Raw genomic sequence first — 17,406 nt, forward strand, 5'->3', positions numbered from 1 at the left:
CAGATAAAAATATGATAGCGTTTCTTACAATTTAATTACTATCAACGCATCTATTACACCCTATATACTAACGTATTTATCTTAACAATAACTTAAATCAAATTAAAGGAACGTGATTATTATGAACTTATATGAAAAAACAATACATAAATCATCCATTTATCAAGGCGCTATCATTGATTTAGAAGTACATGATGTAGAGTTACCCGATGGCAAAACATCTAAACGCGAACTCGTATATCATAATGGCGCTGTTGCAGTATGTGCGCTGACACCAGAACAAAAAGTAATCCTCGTTAAACAATTTCGTAAACCAGCAGAAAAACCATTACTTGAAATTCCAGCAGGAAAATTAGAGAAAGGTGAAGCCCGTGAATCAGCAGCGAAACGTGAATTAGAAGAAGAAACAGGTTATATTGCTGAAAACTTAGAATTGATTACAGAAATGTATGGATCTCCTGGATTTTCAAATGAGAAAATAACTATTTATTTAGCGAAAGATTTAAAAGAAGGACAAATGCAATTAGATGATGATGAATTCTTAGAAGTTTCTCTTTATTCTCTAAGTGAAATTGAGACTATGATTCGTAATCATGAATTAGAAGATGCAAAAACAATCATCGCTTTACAACATTTACTCCTTAATTATAATGATTATAAATAAGGAACGCATGCACTTGCGTATTTTATCAATTATTGGTATTTTATATATAAATCATTGTGTAAATTAAAATGATTATAATTATTAGTAGGGGAGTGAGGCTTCCGTGGAAGAACGTTTAAATCGCGTGAAGCAACAATTACAACAATCTTCATATAAACTAACACCACAGCGTGAAGCTACGCTACGTGTATTAATTGAAAATGAGAAAGACCATCTTAGCGCTGAAGATGTCTATTTAAAAGTAAAAGATAGAGCGCCTGAAATTGGATTAGCTACAGTATATAGAACATTAGAACTATTATCAGAATTAAAAGTTGTTGATAAAATAAATTTCGGTGATGGTGTTGCTCGCTTTGATTTAAGAAAAGAAGGGGCCAAGCATTTTCACCATCATCTTGTTTGTATGGAATGCGGCAAAGTGGAAGAAATCGAAGAGGATTTACTACCACAAGTTGAAGAACGCGTAGAAAGTGATTTCAACTTTAGAATTTCAGATCACCGTTTAACATTCCATGGTGTATGTTCTGATTGCCAAGCCCAAGGTAAATAAACTGATTCAATGCTTAAAACTGCATAAATTTGAGGTGATATCTTGGAAACAATAATTGAAGAATATTTAAAATTCATCCAATTGGAAAAGGGTTTAAGTAAAAATACGATTGGTGCTTATCGTAGAGATTTAAAGAAATACCATGAATATTTAGAAACACAAAAAATTAGTCATATTGATTTTATTGACCGTGCATCTATCCAATTATGTCTTGGCCATTTACATGATCTAGGTGCGTCGGCTAAATCACTTGCACGTTTTATTTCTACTGTACGCAGTTTTCATCAATTTGCTTTAAGAGAAAAATATGCTGCGAAAGACCCTACGGTATTAATTGAAACACCTAAATATGATCGTAAGTTACCCGATGTGTTAGAAGTTAATGAAGTGATAGCTTTATTAGAAACACCAGACTTATCGAAAAATAACGGCTATAGAGATCGAACAATGCTTGAATTGCTTTATGCTACTGGTATGCGCGTTTCTGAACTTATACAAATTGAAATGGAAGATGTCAATTTGATTATGGGCTTTGTTAAAGTATTTGGTAAGGGAAATAAAGAACGTATCGTGCCTCTTGGTGATACAGTCATAGATTATTTAAGTACATATATAGAGACCGTTCGACCACAATTACTAAAACAAACGGTTACAAATGCTTTATTTTTGAATATGCATGGTAAGCCATTATCAAGGCAAGCAATTTGGAAGATGATTAAACAGAACGGTATCAAAGCGAATATTAATAAGACTTTGACACCTCACACATTGAGACATTCCTTTGCAACGCATTTATTGGAAAATGGAGCAGACTTACGTGCCGTACAGGAAATGTTAGGTCATTCAGATATTTCGACTACACAATTATATACACATGTCTCTAAGTCGCAAATTAGAAAAATGTATAATGAATTTCATCCACGTGCATAAACACAGACTCGTTTATTCGTTGAATAACTTGCCTGTGTTTTTTAGTATGTTAAATCAAACTTTAACTATAAGCGATGCTGATGTTTTTGTTGTAATGCAGCTTGTCGAGCTTCATTAACTTCCGAACGATCTCTTTCCAAATGGTGATTTACTATATAACTCTCTGTCACCATATCTGTAGTCATTTTAAAATTTGGATATTCACTCAAAATACTGTCTATCATTGTATCTGTTAAAGGTAATTGTATCGGGGCAAAGGGCTTTCCATTATCGACATGCTCGATTAATGTTTTAAGCATGCTTTTATAGGCCGCGATATCCATACCTAAAGTTGTGAAATTATCATGTAATTCAATGACTTTCAGTGCTTTGTTAAAAGACTTTATTGCACCACGATGATTTCCTCTGCGAAAGTGATAGCAACCAGTAGCCATAAGAATTAAGCTAACGACTGCATCATCTTTGCTAAATGAGGTGTTTGATTTCCATGACTCTTCTAAAATATCATGGCATAAAAAATAATGTTGCTTAGTATGAAATTGATAATAAAAATCCTGTAATGCTTTTTCCATAAAAAATTCTCTCCAAATTTAAATGTTTACGTTAAACATGCTATAATACTTTAGTGAATTACGCACTTAACTTGCGATATGAGGTTGATAAAATGTATGAAGTAAAATTAGATGCCTTTAATGGTCCTTTAGATTTATTATTACATCTGATACAAAAAATTGAAATCGATATATATGATATTCCTATGAAAGCACTCACTGAACAATATATGCAATATATACATACAATGAATCAATTGGAGATAAATGTTGCAAGTGAATATTTAGTAATGGCATCAGAGTTACTGATGATAAAAAGTAAAATGCTATTACCTCAAACAGATGAAGCCGATACTATAGAAGATGATCCACGTGATGATTTAGTAGGTCGTTTAATCGAATATCAAAACTACAAAGCATATACAGAAATTTTAAATGAACGTAAAGCTGAACGCGCATACTATTTTTCGAAACATCCAACAGATTTAACGCATTTAGAAACAACGGAAACTTGGGATTCTAACAATACTATTGATTTAACTGAACTAATCATTGCTTATCAAAAAGTTAAAAATCGTGTCGAGTTTCAAACACCTAAAACTGTTGAAATTCGTAAAGAAACTTTTACGATTCAACAAGCAACGACACAAGTTACAGATCGTTTGAAGAAGCATGAATCATTTAATTTCTTTAGCTTATTTAATTTTACTGAGCCGATTGAGATGGTTGTTACACATTTTCTAGCGATTTTGGAAATGTCAAAATCTGGCATTGTCAATATTGAACAACCGCAAAGTTTCGATGATATTAATATTTTAAGAGGGGTAAACTATGGCGTTGCAAGATAAAGGAATCTTAGAAGCACTGCTATACACAGCCGGTGATGAAGGATTAGAAGAAAAACAATTACTAGAAATTTTAGAAATCGATAAAGCCGCACTAACTAAATTAATTGATGAATATGAATCAGAAGGTTTATTAATTCAACATTATGGTCAAACCTACGTTCTGACTACCAAAAAAGATGCAGCAGATTATATTGAGAAACTAATTGAACAAAAATCAAAAATGAAATTATCACAAGCCGCTATGGAATCATTATCGATAATTGCCTATAATCAACCATTATCACGTAGCGATATTGAAATGATTAGAGGTATTAATTCAGATGGCGCTGTCAAAACACTCATCGCACGTGGATTAGTTGAAGCCAAAGATGAAGCGGATTCAAGAAGTCATCAATTATATACAACAGAATTATTTTTAAATGTATTTGGAATAGAACATTTAGATGAATTACCAACTACGGATGAAGAAGAGGAAGAAATAGAAGCATTTTTCAGTAATTTAGTTAACCAAAAAGGAGATAATAATGAATAACGAGACAGAAAGATTACAAAAACGTATTGCTAATAGTGGCTACACTTCACGCAGAAAAGCCGAAACATTGATTACTGAAGGTAAGGTGAAAGTGAATGGAACAGTTGAAACAGAACTAGGTACTAAAGTTAAACCTTCTGATACGATTGAAGTTGAAGGCATTAAACTTGAACAAGAAGATAAATTATATATTCTTTTTTATAAGCCAGCCCAAGTCATTACTAGTGTTTCTGATGACAGAGGTCGTAAAGTTGTCACTGATTATTTCAAACAAATTAAAACAAGAATTTATCCAGTAGGTCGATTAGACTATGATACTTCAGGTTTGTTGCTACTAACGAATGATGGTGAGTTTACAAATCTTATGACGCATCCACGTTATAAAATTAAGAAAAAATACGTAGTTAAATTAAAAGGCTATTTAATGCGTGAAGAGGTCAAAGGATTAGAGCGTGGTATCCAGTTAGAAGATGGGATGACCCAACCAGCAACTGTAAAAGTTAAAAATCAAGATAAAGATAAAAACACTACACTAGTAGAAATAACAATTACAGAAGGTCGCAATCGTCAAGTCCGTCGTATGTTTGAACATTTCGGCCATCAAGTTACGAAATTACAACGTATTGAATTCGGACCACTAAACTTAAAAGGACTAAATGCTGGTGAAGGTCGCGTATTAACACCTCATGAAGTCAAGGTGATTCGTCAATTAGCTGAGCATGGTAACTAATCATATCCAGAATAATTTGTACGTATGATAATTTTTTCACAAACTTTTATCTCATCAACACTTTTCAAGCTAAACCTATGATATAATGTGGATGAGTTAGAAAGCTAGTAGTGTGGGAGGTATACACGTATGTCAAACGAAATACTAATTGTAGATGACGAAGATCGTATCAGAAGATTATTAAAGTTATATCTTGAAAGAGAATCTTTTGAAATACACGAAGCCAGTGACGGCAATGAAGCTTTTAAGATGGCGATGGAACATGATTATGCCTGCATCTTATTAGATTTAATGTTACCAGAGATGGATGGTATCACTGTCGCTTCTAAACTACGAGAACATAAAGAAACACCAATTATTATGTTAACAGCTAAAGGTGAAGAGACCAATCGAGTAGAAGGGTTTGAATCTGGTGCAGATGATTATATTGTGAAACCATTTTCTCCTCGTGAAGTTGTGCTCCGTATCAAAGCTTTATTACGACGTACACAAGTTGCAACAACGGAACAAAGTGAGCCACATGCAAGAGATTTAATTGAGTTTGATCACTTAGTTATTGATAATGATGCACATAGAGTATTGGCTGATGGTAGTCAGGTAAATTTAACGCCAAAAGAATATGAGTTGTTAATCTTTTTAGCTAAAACACCTAACAAAGTCTTTGACCGTGAACATTTATTAAAAGAAGTATGGCATTATGAATTCTATGGAGACTTGCGTACCGTAGACACACATGTAAAACGTTTAAGAGAAAAGTTAAATCGTGTATCAGAAGATGCTGCTCATATGATACAAACTGTATGGGGAGTAGGTTATAAATTTGAGGTCAAATCAAATCATGAACCAGCTCAATAGCGTCGTTATAAAACTGTGGTTAACTATTATATTTATAGTAACTACAGTTTTAATTTTATTAAGTGCAGCACTTATAACGTTTATCCAGTCCTATTTTACGCAAGAAACTGAAGAATCATTACTTAAAGATGCCAAACGTATCAGCCAACTTGTTGAAAGTTCTAACAATCGTGATACTGCAATTGAACATAGCCGCCAACTCATTGAGGGACCGGTTGGGCTAATTATTATGAATCATAAACATATGGATAATGAAAACAGTGATAAGACGAAAAATCAAATGTTCAATGAAATCAAGAGAAATAAAGATTATAATCGCGTATTTGATAAAGGCAAACAAATATCGGAACATGTCACTGTAAATATTGATGGTACCGAACGTACATATGTACTTATTGGTTACCCCACCAAAGCCGTAGCCGCAAATAATGGAGAAACTAATAATTATAGTGGCGTATTTATCTATCAAGACTTAAAAACAATTGAAGATACCAATAATGTAATTACCGTTATAATTTTGATTATCGCTATTATTTTCTTAGCAATTACAACAGTTTTTGCTTTCTTCTTATCATCTCGTATAACAAAGCCTTTACGAAATTTGCGAACACAAGTTCTGAAAGTATCAAAAGGAGACTATGCACAAGTTGTACCTGTTAATTCCCGAGATGAAATTGGTGAATTGTCACGTGCCTTTAATACAATGAGCTCTGAAATTCAACAACATATTGATGCGTTATCTTCCTCTAAAAATATACGTGATAGTTTAATCAATTCTATGGTTGAGGGTGTACTTGGATTTAATGATAAAAAAGAGATTATTATTTCGAATAAAGTGGCTAATACAACATTACAAATGTTAGATCACCATGCATTGGACAAGTTAGATTCACAAAATGAACTTACATTTAAAAATAAGAAAACACAATTTGAAGTTTATGAAATAAATACACGTTATTTCGTTATAATCACAAGTTATATTGATCAAATACAACCAGATGGCCGTAGTGGTATCGTAGCCATTATACGTGACATGACCAATGAACATAATATGGATCAAATGAAGAAAGATTTTATTGCCAATGTATCACATGAGTTGCGCACTCCGATTTCCTTACTACAAGGTTATACCGAATCTATTGTTGACGGTGTCGTAACAGAACCAGACGAAATTCATGAATCACTTTCTATCGTTTTAGATGAAACGAAACGATTAAATCGATTAGTGAACGAGCTTTTAAATGTAGCACGGATGGATGCAGAAGGATTGACTGTTGAAAAAATAATACAACCTATTGCACCATTATTAGATAAAATGCAACTAAAATATCAAAAGCAAGCTAAGGATTTAGGACTAAATATCCACTTGAATCCTGATACCCATCAACAACTATGGCAATATGATTCCGATAGAATGGAACAAGTATTAACTAACTTAATTGATAATGCATCACGTTATACTGAACCTGGTGATGCAATTACAATACATTTTGACGAGACACCATCTGAGCAAATACTTTATATCACCGATACAGGTTCTGGTATTGCTCCTGAGCATCTTCAACAAGTCTTTGATCGCTTTTATAAAGTAGATGCTTCACGAAAAAGAGGTAAACAGGGCACAGGATTAGGTCTATTCATCTGCCGAATGATTATAGATGAACACGGCGGACATATCGATGTTAAAAGTAAAGTCGGTCAAGGAACAACATTTATCATCACACTACCTAAACCAGACTAAAAACTTACAGTATATAGAGTATATAAAACGGGTACGCACTTTTAGCGTATCCGTTTTGCTAATTAATACAATAATACTTGTTGTCAAAATTCATTATTATAGACTTTACACGAGCAATACTATTGTTTTTAACTGAGTAATAAGCTATGATATATTTATAAAAATTTAAGGTATTCATCTTCGGGGTAGGGTGCAATTCCCAACCGGCAGTAAATCAAGCCTGCGACCCATCTCACTTTCTAACGTGGGATGGCTGATCTAGTGTAAATCTAGAGCCGACAGTATAGTCTGGATGGGAGAAGATGGAGGGTTCTTTGTTATGCAATTAAATCCTCCTATTCTGTGCAAGATGAATGGAAGGAGACAATTTAATATGCAACAACAAACAAAAAGACTCATTACAATTAGTATGTTAAGTGCGGTAGCATTTATTTTGATGTTCATCAAATTTCCAATACCGTTTTTACCTCCATACTTAACGTTAGATTTTAGTGATGTACCTGCTTTATTAGCGACATTTACGCTAGGACCTATAGCAGGTCTGATTGTAGAATTCATAAAAAACTTACTTAATTTTCTATTCAACGTAGGCGACCCAGTCGGGCCAGTTGCAAATTTCTTAGCAGCTTCAAGCTTTTTACTTACAGCCTATTGGATTATTAAAAATAAACACACATTAAAATCACAAATCATTGGACTTAGTATTGCAACATTAGTAATGACGGTTGTATTAAGTATATTGAATTACTTTGTATTATTACCGTTATATGGAATGATTATGAACTTATCCAATGTAGTTGAAAATGTAAAAATAGTTATTGTTTCTGGCGTCATACCTTTTAATATTATTAAAGGTATCGTCATTTCAATCATATTTATACTTTTATACAATCGTTTAAAAAACGTCTTACCTAAATAAAAACGATTCGGGAACATTAATTATGTTTCCGAATCGTTTTTATTTTATAGCTATAATACCTATTCAAACTTCAATGCGTCTCCGTCAAATGGTTCTTCCTCAATTTTAATTGAGTCAGTAGGACAACCGTCCAAAGCATCTTCCATATCTTCATATAATTCTTCTGGCACTTCAGCAGTACCTTGATTATCGTCAAGAATAACGTATGCAATACCTTCATCATCATAGTCATATATATCAGGGGCAGCGGCACCACAAGCACCACATGCAATGCATGTATCCATATCTACTATTGTATATTTAGCCAATTTCTTCGCCTCCTTTGACAAAAATGCTACAATAATTACACAAATAATATTGTAATCACTGTTTATCGTTTTTTCAAATGTTTTCGATTTAAAGAATGAAGGAGCAACCATGTATAATATAATTCAATTCGCTTACACAAAGGCACATACATATAAAACCGAAAAAAGTATATTTAATATTATCACAGGCAAAAAGTCACATCAAACCTTTTTTGATGCTTGTAGCCAACAACTAATGTCATTGTATCACAGTATACCTCAATTAAAATATCCGTCATTCGAGCGATATTCTAATAATATGGACTCTAAAACTGAGGGGAATCAGTCAAATTTAATAATTAGCCATCCACGCCATACATATGATAGCCTTGCCAACACTTTCAATGCAATACAGTTATTAACCCAAACCTTATCTAATATTCAACATGGCGTACACCAATTCGTACCAGTAACACAATCCAATACGATTCAAAAACGTGTGAAAGTTCTATATCAGTATATATTATCAGAAGGGTTACAAGAAACATTTATAAATGAACTTACTTCGTTATTCGAATTACTTTCTAAACAGAACGACAATGTATACTTACATTATTATTTACAAGGATTTGAAGAAAGTATGTATACAAGACAACAAGTAAGTTTAATTGAATCACTACCACTGACTGAATTATATGAATTAGAACTCAGAGATTTAGTAACACTAATGAATGCGATTGAAGATGCACAATCCTTCCCTATATTAAATAAATTAATCATCTTGCCAACGCTATTAAATAAAACTGAACAAACTTTAAATGGTATAAAACAAGGCATGGACTTCGAACACTTAGCATTACAGCAAAATGTTAAACAGAATACAATTGAAGATCATATTTTAGAGTTATTTATTAAAGGATACTTAACCAATTATGAAGACTATTTATCAAACACAAATTATATAGACTTTCTGAACTATTATATAGATAATCGCAGTGAACGGTTGCGTAATTACAAGGATAAATTTTCTGATTTTAGTTATTTCGAAATTAAATTAATGATTGTCGGTTTAGAAAGAGGTGATTTACATGTTACAAGATAGCTTAAAAGAATGGTTTGGTTTCGACACATTTAAACCAGGTCAGGAAGAAATTATCAATCATGTCTTAAATCATACAAATACCTTAGGGATTCTGCCAACAGGAAGTGGTAAAAGTCTTTGCTATCAATTACCTACATATATAAAACAACAACCGACGTTGATTATTTCACCTTTGATTTCACTAATGGATGACCAAGTTATGCAACTTAAATTACATGGAGAACGTCATGTTTGTTGCATTCATTCTGGAATGGATGAAAATGAACGCCACCAAAATATACAACAAATTAATCAAAGTCGTTTCATATTTTTAAGTCCTGAATTTTTATTACAGGCATATAACTTTAAACTAATTCAACAATTAAATATAGGATTAATCGTACTAGACGAAGCTCACTGTTTATCTGAATGGGGCTACGATTTCAGACCACATTATGCGCTTGTCGGAAAAATAGTCAATCATTTTAAAAATGCTACAGTTCTCGCATTAACAGCGACTGCGCCCTCATATTTAACCGATGATTTGGAGCACATGTTGAACAAAACCTTTCATGTAGTAAAAACTACTATGAATAGAAACAACATAGTATTAGCACATAAAAACTTTGCTAATGATGAAGAAAAGCTTGCATGGCTTTTACCAAAATTAACACACTCAGGTCCAACGATTATATACGTGTCATCTAAGAAGATGTGTCTACATTTGGCTCAGCAAATTTATAAATACGGCTTTCTAACAGGTATCTATCATGGTGATTTATCTTACCAAGAACGTCATACAGTACAACATCAATTTATAAATAATGAGATTCCAATTATTGTTGCTACAAGTGCATTTGGTATGGGGATAAATAAAAAAGATATTCGGACGATTATTCATTTCCATTTATCAACAAGTCCTTCTAACTATATGCAAGAAATTGGACGTGCGGGACGAGACGGTGCAGAAAGCCAAGCTATCAGTCTATATCAACCAGATGACAGCTACTTATTAGAAACATTGCTTTTTACAGATATTGTTACAACAGAAGATGTCACTGCTTTTGAATTAGGGCAATTTTTACCTCCCGATAAAAACGAAATCTTAAATACCTTGCACAGTTATTATTCAATTGCACAATTGCAGCACATATTTAAAACTGCATTTGAACGCAAACAATTAGGCTACAATAGAATGTTAGGTTATAAGAATTTAGATCAATGTCGACGCGCATATATGATTGAGTTTTTTGATGAAAGTTTAATAGAAAAACCTGAGCAATGTTGTGATAATGATTCTGAATTAGTTGAAATAAATATATTAAATAGAAAGAAAGTTAAACGAAAAATGAATTTTAATGAAAAAATACAAAATTTATTCAAATAATAGACAATTACTTTACTAATTATTTTCAATCAAGCTATAATACGATGTATACAGTTAATTAAGAGTAATTTCACTCAAAAAAATATACATATTTACATTTTTTTAGGGTAAAACAGTATATACTTAAATAAAAACAGGAAGGATGATGAATTTGTCTAACAACAATTTTAAAGATGATTTTGAGAAAAATCGTCAATCTATTGATCCAAAAGAACATCAAGACAATGCCAAAGATTCAGTTAACGATTCAGTTGACAATGTGAAAGAGGAAGTATCTGATAGATCAGACGAACAATTTCCACCAAGAAATGCGCAACGCAGACAACGTAGAAGAGATACAGCAACAAACCAAAGAGATGACGAAACATCAAACCAAGCACAACATCAAGAAAGAAATGAAGATGACGCGCTAGATCGTGGTTCACGTCATAATGACAATTCAGACATAGACTCAAAACATACAAATGAATCTAAGGATCCTTCACAAAACAATAACTTAAACCATGATGATACTAAATCAAACACTAATAAGTATGAACAACAAGAGGATAGTGTTAAGCATGAATCTGATCATGACAATGGTAATAAGAAAAAAGGCGCTGCCATTGCAGGTGGAACTGCCGCTGCAGGCGCTGGTGCTTATGCTGCTGGTAAACATAACAACAAAGATAAATCACATGCAGATTCTGAATTAACAGATGAAAAGCAACATAATAATCATCACGATGCAGATAAGCAAAACTCTTCTAAAGATAGCCATTCACATCATGACGATGCACAACAACATAAAGAAGATGACAATAAGCATGGTTCTAAGAAAAAAGGTGCAGCCATAGCTGGTGGTGCCGCAGCAGCTGGTGCAGGTGCATATGCCGCAGGTAAACACAAAGGTGAAAAACAAAAAGATAATAAATACGACGAAAAAAATCACAACAATGACGAACATACTGACAAGCATCAAGACAATAAGAGTAGTAAGAAAAAAGGTGCTGCAGTAGCTGGCGGTGCTGCTCACGCTAAATCAAATGGCGGTAATGGTAATGGCAACGGTAATGGTGGTAAACATTCAAACCATCATAATGATGATGACAATAATAAGAAAAAAGGTGGCTTATTAGGTAAATTACTACCAATAATAGCTGCAGTACTTATTTTAGCCGCAATTGCTATATTCGGTGGTATGGCATTAACTGGCAACAACGACGATAGTAAACAAAACGATGACAAGCAAGTTGCTGACAATAAAGATAAAAACTCAGAAAAAGATAAAAAAGCTGAAGAAGACAAAGCAAAAGAAGATAAAGCTAAAGACGAAGACAAAGATAAAGACAAATCTTCAGCTGATTCAGATAAAAACAGTGATTCTGACACTACTAATTCTGATCAAACTAATAGTGATGAGCAAAATCAAGCAAATAGTGATCAAGATCAAAACACTCAAGATCAAAGTGCTCAAAATCAACAAAATTCTCAAGCACAACAAGGTAACCAAACAGATAGCCAAAATGGTACTACTGATCAATCACAAGGTACAACAAATAACGGTCAACAAAATGGCCAATCAGCAAATAGTAATTCTGGACAACAAACACATGTAGTAAATGGTCAAAATTTATATAGAATTGCGATTCAATATTACGGTGAAGGTACACCAGAAAATGTTGAAAAAATTAGAAAAGCAAACAATATTCAAGGAAATGACATCCATAATGGTCAACGTCTAGTAATTCCGCAATAAGGGAGTAGGACAGAAATCCAATTTTATTTTAAAGATTTCGTAGTGCCACCCTGGCAAAGATGACTGAGACATTTATTTATGTCCTAGGCGCAAGCCTTAAAAAACCTTTATCCACGATGTGGGTAAAGGTTTTTTTGTTATTTAAAGTAGCGTCTATCTGTTCAAATGAATTTAACATCATTTGTTATAAATCTTTCAAATTCTATTACTTGGTTTTTTCAAAACTATTGGTATAATGTATGAGTGGTAAAAGGAGGACGAATTGAACATGCAAACAGTGGAAAGCATAATTATTGGTGGCGGTCCTTGTGGATTAAGTGCTGCCATTGAGCAGAAGAAAAAAGGGATAGATACTTTAGTTATTGAAAAGGGAAATGTTGTCGATGCGATTTATAACTATCCTACACATCAAACATTTTTTTCATCTAGTGATAAGTTAAGTATTGGGGATATTCCATTTATAGTAGAGGAAAGTAAACCTCATAGAAATCAAGCATTGGTGTATTATAGAGCAGTTGTTAAACATCACCAATTACGTATAAATGCCTTTGAAGAAGTCCTCACAGTTAAAAAAATTAATAATCGTTTTACGATAACAACAACAAAAGACGTCTATCAATGTAGATTCTTAACAGTTGCGACAGGTTATTATGGTCAACATAACAATCTAGAAGTAGAAGGTGCAGAACTTCCAAAAGTAATGCATTACTTCAAAGAAGCACACCCGTATTTTGATCAAAACATTACAATTATTGGTGGAAAAAACTCGGCTGTAGACGCTGCTTTAGAATTAGAAAAAGCAGGTGCAAATGTAACTGTAATTTACCGTGGCAGCGATTACCCGAAAGCGATCAAACCATGGATATTACCCAATTTTGAATCTCTAGTTCGACATGAAAAAATAAACATGGCATTTAATGCCAATGTAACAAAAATCACTGAGGACAGCGTATGCTATGAACAGAATGGAGAAATCCATGAAATTCCAAATGACTATGTCTTTGCAATGATTGGTTATCATCCGGATTATGACTTCTTACAATCAATCGGTATTGAGATTAATCGTAATGAATTTGGGACAGCACCAGTTCATAATAAAGAAACATATGAAACAAATATAGAAAACTGTTATATCGCCGGTGTAATTGCTGCTGGTAATGATGCAAATACAATATTTATCGAAAATGGTAAATATCATGGCGGTATTATCACTCAAAATATTCTCTCTAAAAAACAAACACCACTAGAATCTTAAACAAAATTCAAAGAACCGAATATTAATTTGTTTTTTTGACACAAGGTAACCTTAACAGATTAAAAATAATAGCGGCTGAGACATGTAATTGTGTCTTAGCCGCTATTCTACTTCTAAATATGCTATTTATGTTTCAATATTTTTATAATTGAGATTCAAAATATTTTTTTAATTTTTCTGAAGAAAGTTGGTTGCTCAATCCAACCAATAACTTTAATCGTGCTTTTGGTCCATTTAATCCATTAGAGAATATAACACCTTGCTCTACTAATGTAGCACCGCCACCTTCATAGGCATATATAGGTCCAACAATACCATTAAATGATCTTGAAACTAAAACAATCGGGATATTTTTGTCTAAACATTTTTTTAATCCTTCAAGACAAGTAGGCGGTAAATTACCCTGACCTAAAGCTTCGATAATGATACCATCTACGTTACATTCACTATGAAATGCTAACACATCACTGTTCATTCCCATATATGCTTTAACTAACGGAATATTCAAATGATGTTTAATATTATCTAAAATTAAGTGATCATATGGCTTGTGATGAAACTGGACACTATTTTTAGTGACTACACCAAGTGGTCCGTGATTTGGACTCTGAAATGTATTGGTGTTTGAAGTATGTGTTTTTGTGACATTACGCGCAGTATGTATCTCATCATTGAATACAACCATGACACCCATATCTTTTGATTCAAGACTTGTCGCAACTCTAATCGCCGAAATAAAATTATACAAACCATCTGAACCAATTTCATTTGAGGAACGCATAGCCCCAGTTATAGTTACAGGTTTTGATATATTTATAGTCAAATCTAGTAAATAAGCAGTTTCTTCTAACGTATCTGTACCATGAGTAATAACAAATCCATCATAATTTGCTGCTTCATTTTCTATAATTGCTTTTAATTTCTCAACATATTCTATATTCATATGTGGTGATGGCACATTAAATGGTGTTATTTCTGTTACATTTGCATATCGTGCAATGACATCTTGATGATTAGATATCGGATTATGCTCATTCGTAACCACTTTATTAGACTCATCTTCTGACATACTAATCGTTCCACCTGTATGTATCACGAGAACATTTTTCATACGTGCATTCCTCCTATTTATAATATACATATTTATGATAAAATATTATACATAAAACAACAAGGAAGGGTTACTAAAATGAAACGAATCAATATCGCACTAGATGGACCTGCTGCCGCAGGTAAAAGTACAATCGCCAAATTAATTGCAGCTAAATTATCTATGATTTATGTAGATACAGGAGCTATGTATCGTGCAATTACTTATAAATATTTACAACAACATAAGACAGAAGACTTTAATCAATTAATCAATTCATCAGAGCTATCTCTCACATATGACGAAACCAAAGGTCAAAGAGTTATTTTAGATGACCAAGATGTAACGGACTATTTAAGAGAAAACAATGTGACAAGTAATGTCTCTTATGTCGCTTCTAAAGAACCCGTACGTACTTTTGCTGTTAAAAAGCAAAAAGAATTAGCAGCACAAAAAGGGATTGTTATGGATGGCAGGGATATTGGTACTGTTGTTTTACCTGATGCTGATTTAAAAGTATATATGGTTGCTTCAGTTGAAGAACGCGCAATTCGAAGACAAAAAGATAATGAAGAACGTGGCATCGAATCCAACGTAGAACAATTAAAACAAGAAATCGCTGATAGAGATCATTACGATATGAATCGTGAAATTTCACCATTAAAAAAAGCTGATGATGCAGTTACCGTTGATACTACCGGCAAAAGTATTGAAGAAGTAACAGAAGAAATATTATCCTTAGTATCTAATATCGCATAGGTATCTAAATAAGTACCTCATGTGTCTTTCTCCTCGTTTTGTGTAAAATGATTATATAATATAAAAAATGGGTATATGGATATATGTTCGTTTTATGATAGAGGGAAAATAGATTGTATGTAAAATTTAGGTTAAATTTTTAAAGTTCTTGTTAGTTAAAAATGCCTATTTTACAACTTTTTAACAATTAAAATGTGAACTTCTATATGAAAGTGGAATTTCTTGACAATTCTGTCAGATTATAAGATGTTATAAGTATGTAGTGTAATAAGGAGGCAGACAAGATGACTGAAGAATTCAACGAATCAATGATTAATGATATTAAAGAAGGCGATAAAGTTACCGGCGAAGTTCAAGCTATTGAAGATAAGCAAGTAATTGTAGCTGTAAACGGTGCTAAATTTAATGGTATTATCCCTATTAGCCAACTTTCTACGCATCATATCGATAATCCAAGTGATGCTGTTAAAGTTGGTGACGAAATTGGTGCATATGTAACAAAAGTTGAATATGACGAAGAAAATGAGACTGGTGCTTATATTTTATCTAAACGTCAACTTGAAACTGAAAAATCATATGAGTTTTTACAAGAACAATTAGATAACAATCAAACAATCGAAGCCAAGGTGACGGAAGTCGTTAAGGGCGGATTAGTAGTGGATGTTGGTCAAAGAGGTTTTGTACCAGCTTCATTAATTTCTACAGATTTCATTGAAGATTTCTCCGATTTTGAAGGGCAAGTTCTCAAATTAAAAGTTGAAGAATTAGACCCTGCAAATAATCGTGTCATTCTTAGTCGTAAAGCTGTAGAAGCAGTTGAAAATGCTGCGAAAAAAGATGAACTATTATCATCACTTAACGAAGGCGATGTCATTGAAGGTAAAATTGCACGTTTAACTAACTTTGGTGCATTTGTTGATATTGGTGGTGTTGACGGACTTGTTCATGTATCTGAATTATCTCATGAACACGTTAAATCACCAGAAGACGTTGTATCAATAGGTGAAACTGTAAAAGTAAAAATTAAATCTGTCGATAAAGATTCTGAACGTATTTCTTTATCAATTAAAGATACATTGCCAAGTCCTTTTGAATCTATCAAAGGTGAATTTAATGAAGGTGATGTCATCGAAGGTACAGTTGTAAGACTTGCAAATTTCGGTGCGTTTGTTGAAATCAAACCAGGTGTACAAGGATTAGTTCACATTTCTGAAATTAGCCATTCTCATATTGGTTCACCAAGTGAAGCATTGACACCAGGCGAAAAAGTCAGTGTGAAAGTATTAGGTGTTGATGTTGATAATGAACGTATTTCTTTATCAATTAAAGCAACTATTCCAAATGAAAATGTAATTGAAAGCGATAGTGAAACAACACAATCATATTTAGATAATAGTGCAGATGATGAAGATAACCCTACTTTAGGTGATGTCTTTGGAGACAAACTTAAAGATTTTAAATTCTAATCTGTAACTGTAAGACACCAATT

At 32.9% G+C, this 17,406-nt stretch carries 18 protein-coding genes and 1 riboswitch; of the genes, 15 read left to right on the plus strand and 3 right to left on the minus strand.

What is annotated here, in order from left to right; genetic code table 11:
- The first annotated feature begins 121 nt into the window (after positions 1 to 121).
- The 3 genes from ACSULM_RS01365 to xerD all read left to right on the plus strand — a co-directional run bounded on the left by ACSULM_RS01365 (position 122) and on the right by xerD (position 2,144).
- The gene (locus ACSULM_RS01365; protein ID WP_436859956.1) at positions 122 to 664 is read left to right on the plus strand and encodes an NUDIX hydrolase; all 543 of its coding nucleotides are present in this window, start codon (positions 122 to 124) and stop codon (positions 662 to 664) included.
- A gap of 103 nt (positions 665 to 767) precedes the next feature.
- Positions 768 to 1,214, plus strand: coding sequence for a Fur family transcriptional regulator (locus ACSULM_RS01370; protein ID WP_436853924.1), 447 nt, complete (start codon positions 768 to 770; stop codon positions 1,212 to 1,214).
- Between the two features lie 42 nt (positions 1,215 to 1,256).
- Positions 1,257 to 2,144, plus strand: coding sequence for a site-specific tyrosine recombinase XerD (xerD, locus tag ACSULM_RS01375; protein ID WP_436859957.1), 888 nt, complete (start codon positions 1,257 to 1,259; stop codon positions 2,142 to 2,144).
- A gap of 65 nt (positions 2,145 to 2,209) precedes the next feature.
- On the opposite strand, the gene ACSULM_RS01380 is transcribed toward xerD, so the two are convergent.
- A complete protein-coding gene (locus ACSULM_RS01380) occupies positions 2,210 to 2,716 on the minus strand; it encodes a DUF309 domain-containing protein (RefSeq protein WP_436859958.1) in 507 nt (168 codons plus the stop codon).
- Between the two features lie 92 nt (positions 2,717 to 2,808).
- On the opposite strand from ACSULM_RS01380, the gene ACSULM_RS01385 reads away from it, so the two are divergent.
- From ACSULM_RS01385 to ACSULM_RS01410, 6 genes are all read left to right on the plus strand, one after another.
- Positions 2,809 to 3,543, plus strand: a complete 735-nt coding sequence (locus ACSULM_RS01385; protein ID WP_436859959.1) for a segregation and condensation protein A — start codon at positions 2,809 to 2,811, stop codon at positions 3,541 to 3,543.
- Positions 3,527 to 4,075 (plus strand): SMC-Scp complex subunit ScpB, encoded by a 549-nt coding sequence (scpB, locus tag ACSULM_RS01390; protein WP_436859960.1) that lies wholly within the window; start codon positions 3,527 to 3,529, stop codon positions 4,073 to 4,075. The genes ACSULM_RS01385 and scpB overlap by 17 nt, the downstream gene beginning before the upstream one ends.
- The gene (locus tag ACSULM_RS01395; RefSeq protein ID WP_436859961.1) at positions 4,068 to 4,805 is read left to right on the plus strand and encodes a pseudouridine synthase; all 738 of its coding nucleotides are present in this window, start codon (positions 4,068 to 4,070) and stop codon (positions 4,803 to 4,805) included. Before scpB ends, ACSULM_RS01395 begins: the two co-directional genes overlap by 8 nt.
- Before the next feature lie 129 nt (positions 4,806 to 4,934).
- A complete protein-coding gene (locus ACSULM_RS01400; RefSeq protein ID WP_436859962.1) occupies positions 4,935 to 5,660 on the plus strand; it encodes a response regulator transcription factor in 726 nt (241 codons plus the stop codon).
- Positions 5,644 to 7,401, plus strand: a complete 1,758-nt coding sequence (locus ACSULM_RS01405; protein ID WP_436860001.1) for an ATP-binding protein — start codon at positions 5,644 to 5,646, stop codon at positions 7,399 to 7,401. Before ACSULM_RS01400 ends, ACSULM_RS01405 begins: the two co-directional genes overlap by 17 nt.
- Before the next feature lie 172 nt (positions 7,402 to 7,573).
- A riboswitch (FMN riboswitch) is annotated at positions 7,574 to 7,709 on the plus strand.
- A 65-nt stretch (positions 7,710 to 7,774) separates the two neighbouring features.
- Positions 7,775 to 8,320, plus strand: a complete 546-nt coding sequence (locus ACSULM_RS01410) for an ECF transporter S component (RefSeq protein ID WP_436859963.1) — start codon at positions 7,775 to 7,777, stop codon at positions 8,318 to 8,320.
- Between the two features lie 59 nt (positions 8,321 to 8,379).
- Here ACSULM_RS01410 and ACSULM_RS01415 read toward each other — a convergent pair whose 3' ends face one another.
- On the minus strand, positions 8,380 to 8,628 hold the full coding sequence (locus ACSULM_RS01415; protein ID WP_069996042.1) for a ferredoxin: 249 nt from the start codon (positions 8,626 to 8,628) through the stop codon (positions 8,380 to 8,382).
- Positions 8,629 to 8,737: 109 nt separating this feature from the next.
- Between ACSULM_RS01415 and ACSULM_RS01420 the strand changes: the two genes are divergently transcribed.
- From ACSULM_RS01420 to ypdA, 4 genes are all read left to right on the plus strand, one after another.
- Positions 8,738 to 9,709 (plus strand): helix-turn-helix domain-containing protein, encoded by a 972-nt coding sequence (locus ACSULM_RS01420; RefSeq protein WP_436859964.1) that lies wholly within the window; start codon positions 8,738 to 8,740, stop codon positions 9,707 to 9,709.
- Entirely contained in the window at positions 9,696 to 11,075 is a 1,380-nt protein-coding gene (locus tag ACSULM_RS01425; RefSeq protein WP_436859965.1) for a RecQ family ATP-dependent DNA helicase, read from the plus strand. The genes ACSULM_RS01420 and ACSULM_RS01425 overlap by 14 nt, the downstream gene beginning before the upstream one ends.
- Before the next feature lie 145 nt (positions 11,076 to 11,220).
- On the plus strand, positions 11,221 to 12,813 hold the full coding sequence (gene ebpS, locus ACSULM_RS01430; RefSeq protein ID WP_436859967.1) for an elastin-binding protein EbpS: 1,593 nt from the start codon (positions 11,221 to 11,223) through the stop codon (positions 12,811 to 12,813).
- 268 nt (positions 12,814 to 13,081) lie between these two features.
- On the plus strand, positions 13,082 to 14,068 hold the full coding sequence (ypdA, locus tag ACSULM_RS01435; protein WP_436859969.1) for a bacillithiol disulfide reductase YpdA: 987 nt from the start codon (positions 13,082 to 13,084) through the stop codon (positions 14,066 to 14,068).
- Positions 14,069 to 14,210: 142 nt separating this feature from the next.
- Here ypdA and ACSULM_RS01440 read toward each other — a convergent pair whose 3' ends face one another.
- Positions 14,211 to 15,179 (minus strand): asparaginase, encoded by a 969-nt coding sequence (locus tag ACSULM_RS01440; RefSeq protein WP_436859970.1) that lies wholly within the window; start codon positions 15,177 to 15,179, stop codon positions 14,211 to 14,213.
- Between the two features lie 78 nt (positions 15,180 to 15,257).
- Between ACSULM_RS01440 and cmk the strand changes: the two genes are divergently transcribed.
- Positions 15,258 to 15,917 (plus strand): (d)CMP kinase, encoded by a 660-nt coding sequence (cmk, locus tag ACSULM_RS01445; RefSeq protein ID WP_436859971.1) that lies wholly within the window; start codon positions 15,258 to 15,260, stop codon positions 15,915 to 15,917.
- A 284-nt stretch (positions 15,918 to 16,201) separates the two neighbouring features.
- Positions 16,202 to 17,383 carry a 30S ribosomal protein S1 gene (gene rpsA, locus ACSULM_RS01450; protein ID WP_436859972.1) on the plus strand — a complete coding sequence of 394 codons (1,182 nt, stop codon included), beginning with the start codon at positions 16,202 to 16,204 and terminating at the stop codon, positions 17,381 to 17,383.
- Positions 17,384 to 17,406: the final 23 nt, after the last annotated feature.

Origin of the sequence: Staphylococcus caeli (genome assembly GCF_051413795.1) — a bacterium.
Taxonomy (GTDB): domain Bacteria; phylum Bacillota; class Bacilli; order Staphylococcales; family Staphylococcaceae; genus Staphylococcus; species Staphylococcus caeli_A.

Excerpts from the sequence above, each read along its gene's own strand:
- ACSULM_RS01405 (WP_436860001.1), top strand. The coding sequence starts at position 5,644 with ATGAACCAGCTCAATAGCGTCGTTATAAAACTGTGGTTAACTATTATA.
- ypdA (WP_436859969.1), top strand. The coding sequence starts at position 13,082 with ATGCAAACAGTGGAAAGCATAATTATTGGTGGCGGTCCTTGTGGATTA.
- ACSULM_RS01365 (WP_436859956.1), top strand. The coding sequence starts at position 122 with ATGAACTTATATGAAAAAACAATACATAAATCATCCATTTATCAAGGC.
- ACSULM_RS01440 (WP_436859970.1), bottom strand. The coding sequence starts at position 15,179 with ATGAAAAATGTTCTCGTGATACATACAGGTGGAACGATTAGTATGTCA.
- rpsA (WP_436859972.1), top strand. The coding sequence starts at position 16,202 with ATGACTGAAGAATTCAACGAATCAATGATTAATGATATTAAAGAAGGC.
- ACSULM_RS01385 (WP_436859959.1), top strand. The coding sequence starts at position 2,809 with ATGTATGAAGTAAAATTAGATGCCTTTAATGGTCCTTTAGATTTATTA.
- ACSULM_RS01425 (WP_436859965.1), top strand. The coding sequence starts at position 9,696 with ATGTTACAAGATAGCTTAAAAGAATGGTTTGGTTTCGACACATTTAAA.
- ACSULM_RS01410 (WP_436859963.1), top strand. The coding sequence starts at position 7,775 with ATGCAACAACAAACAAAAAGACTCATTACAATTAGTATGTTAAGTGCG.
- ACSULM_RS01400 (WP_436859962.1), top strand. The coding sequence starts at position 4,935 with ATGTCAAACGAAATACTAATTGTAGATGACGAAGATCGTATCAGAAGA.
- ACSULM_RS01420 (WP_436859964.1), top strand. The coding sequence starts at position 8,738 with ATGTATAATATAATTCAATTCGCTTACACAAAGGCACATACATATAAA.
- ebpS (WP_436859967.1), top strand. The coding sequence starts at position 11,221 with ATGAATTTGTCTAACAACAATTTTAAAGATGATTTTGAGAAAAATCGT.
- cmk (WP_436859971.1), top strand. The coding sequence starts at position 15,258 with ATGAAACGAATCAATATCGCACTAGATGGACCTGCTGCCGCAGGTAAA.
- ACSULM_RS01395 (WP_436859961.1), top strand. The coding sequence starts at position 4,068 with ATGAATAACGAGACAGAAAGATTACAAAAACGTATTGCTAATAGTGGC.
- scpB (WP_436859960.1), top strand. The coding sequence starts at position 3,527 with ATGGCGTTGCAAGATAAAGGAATCTTAGAAGCACTGCTATACACAGCC.
- ACSULM_RS01380 (WP_436859958.1), bottom strand. The coding sequence starts at position 2,716 with ATGGAAAAAGCATTACAGGATTTTTATTATCAATTTCATACTAAGCAA.